Below are 1,151 nucleotides of genomic sequence, written 5' to 3' on the forward strand. Positions count from 1 at the left end.
TCCTCTCCATTATACGTCCTAACTTTCCTGTCTGGTGCTATATTTATTAGCAGAGCCAATGAGGGGTTTAAACGTTCCATCTATGCGGGCATTCCATCTTTAGATTCGTCCTATCCACCGGGGTACTTTAAAGGTCTGTGAAGGTGGTGGTAATATACCCCTTCTTTTCCCCGTGCTCTTTTGAGCGCAGCGTATCAACCTATTTCGCTACTAGAGTATTACGATGGTTCAAGCCGGACATTCGGTTTCCCTAATCATGGATGGTTGGCAGTGGTCGCGTATGGTAGTAGGTTCTACTTCACGCCTTCCGTTCCCCGCTTCAATCTGACGGGTGTGAGCCTTGAAACTGGGGGTGGCTACCGCCGTTACTCTCAACTTCCTGCTGTACATAACACCAGCGTTCAGCCTTGACCTTGAGTCTCTTGGCCTTTATCTGATTCTAAATCCAATTTAGCCCAGATAATTGGAACACATAGATAGTTATGGGATGGTCAGGTACGCTCACCTTATATTCTACCAAGGGGTAGAAGTCCCACTAGGAGATGATTTCAGGCATTGCAGCCCTATTTCACTCCTAAACGTCTCGCACACCGCCGTTACTCTCAACCTTACGTTATACTCAAGGGTTCACAACTTCCCTCTTTCTTTCGCTTAGTCTTGACCTTGAGTCTCTCTGCCTTATCTGGTTGTCGAAGCCAGATGTTGAGACACATAGATAGTTATGGGATGGTCAGGCGAGCACTCCTTATATCCAACCAAGGGGTTGGAGTCCCACTAGGAGGTTATTTCAGGCATTGTAGCCCTATTTGGTCTCCTAAACGTTTCGCACAATTGGATTGAGTGTGTGACAGATTCGAGTTTTTTCAGGTTTGATTTCTAGTCCTACAGGTTTTAGCCATTCGGAAATAGCAGTTTTGCACTGTTCAATGATGTCTAGTGAAGGTGATATCACTACAAAATCATCGGCGTATCTTATGACATTGGCTTGCACCCTGTTCTTTTTCTTGGGATACATTGTTTCTATTAACCTAATCATGCCCAACAGTGCGATGTTGGCGAGTATTGGACTTATTACCCCTCCTTGGGGTGTCCCTGCTTCTGTATCCTCAAATACACCGTTATCTAGCACGCCAGCTTTGAGCCATTGTTTC

At 45.7% G+C, this 1,151-nt stretch carries 1 protein-coding gene and 1 pseudogene; both read right to left on the minus strand.

Going from position 1 to position 1,151, the window contains the following annotated elements; genetic code table 11:
- Nucleotides 1-228 precede the first annotated feature (228 nt).
- Nucleotides 229-390, minus strand: coding sequence for a hypothetical protein (locus P5674_RS24980; protein WP_315670412.1), 162 nt, complete (start codon nucleotides 388-390; stop codon nucleotides 229-231).
- Nucleotides 391-820: 430 nt separating this feature from the next.
- Nucleotides 821-1,151, minus strand: a pseudogene (locus P5674_RS24985) (reverse transcriptase/maturase family protein); the annotation flags it as partial.

It is taken from the genome of Limnospira sp. PMC 289.06, assembly GCF_032350395.1.
GTDB classification, from domain to species: Bacteria; Cyanobacteriota; Cyanobacteriia; order Cyanobacteriales; family Microcoleaceae; genus Limnospira; species Limnospira platensis.

What these genes read in the sequence shown, in the direction of transcription:
- P5674_RS24980 (WP_315670412.1), bottom strand. Translation starts at nt 390, where the DNA reads ATGTACAGCAGGAAGTTGAGAGTAACGGCGGTAGCCACCCCCAGTTTC.